At 45.3% G+C, this 1,093-nt stretch carries 1 protein-coding gene; it reads left to right on the top strand.

Features of this window, described 5'->3' with window-relative positions:
• Positions 1-51: 51 nt before the first annotated feature.
• Positions 52-1,093: IS4 family transposase (locus BM736_RS24700; RefSeq protein ID WP_179079106.1), on the top strand; the 1,042-nt coding region annotated here is incomplete at its 3' end.

Raw genomic sequence — 1,093 nt, 5'->3', positions numbered from 1 at the left:
ATCCTGCAGATGAAAGATAATCCCTACCAGTATTCTGGTGGGGATTTTTTTATGTTTGCGCAAGAGCTTGAGCTAGTTCATGAGTCTGTTGAAGAAAGTGGGTCTTATGGTTCTGTAATGGAGGCTATTGATTCAGAGTGGATAGAGCAGTCATTACTCACAGCCAACAAGGCAAGTATCCGTAATCGCCGTTTGCCTGCACAGCAGGCAGTCTGGCTCGTGCTTTGGATGGGGTTAATACGTAACCAGTCCATCAAAGAGGTTTGTGGCTCGATGGATATAGCGCTTCAGTCAGGAGGCAACACTTGGTCTCGTGTAGCCCCGAGTGTACTGACTGATTGCCGACGACGCTTAGGGGAAGCCCCTATGTCATATTTATTTAAATCTACGGTCTCAGCTTGGCTTGAACAAGCCTTGGGGGACGATAACGAACTAGGACTTACAACTCTAGCAGTTGATGGAACCGTGTTTCGTTGCCAAGACTCACAAGAGAACGCCGATACATTTGGTTTTATTTCAAAAACACACAAACCCTATCCTCAGCTTCGATTAGTTAGCCTTATATCGACTGAAACCAGAATGGTCTTGGGTGCAGCTTTTGATGGCTGCCACGTAGGAGAAGTAACACTCGCTCAGCGTTTAGTTCAAGAAGCCTCAGATAACTCCTTAACCCTATTTGACCGTTGTTATTTCTCTGCTGACTTACTATTAAACTGGCAAGGCTCAGGAGTACAGCGACACTGGCTGACACCAATAAAATCGAAGATGCGCTATGAGGTGGTCGAAGAGTTTGCKAATAATGACTTGCTAATTGATATGCCAGTCTCCCCCCAGGCGAGAAAGAAAAATCCCGAACTCCCCGAAACATGGCGTGCTCGTTTTATTGCTTATCAAGAGCCAAAAGGTGAAATAAAGGGGTTTGTCACCTCATTGGTTGACCCTGTTAAATATCCGGTGGATAAACTACTAAATATCTACTGGCAACGCTGGGAAATAGAGGAGGGATACGGCGAACTGAAGCAAACTCAATTGCAAAGTAAGGTGACGTTACGAAGCAAATTTGTTGAAGGTGTTAAGCAAGAACTATGGGGTG

The sequence above is a fragment of the Shewanella sp. UCD-KL12 genome (assembly GCF_001957125.1).
Lineage (GTDB): Bacteria > Pseudomonadota > Gammaproteobacteria > Enterobacterales > Shewanellaceae > Shewanella.
The sequence above is the reverse complement of the archived record's forward strand: the minus strand, read 5'-3'. Positions and strand labels throughout refer to the sequence as shown.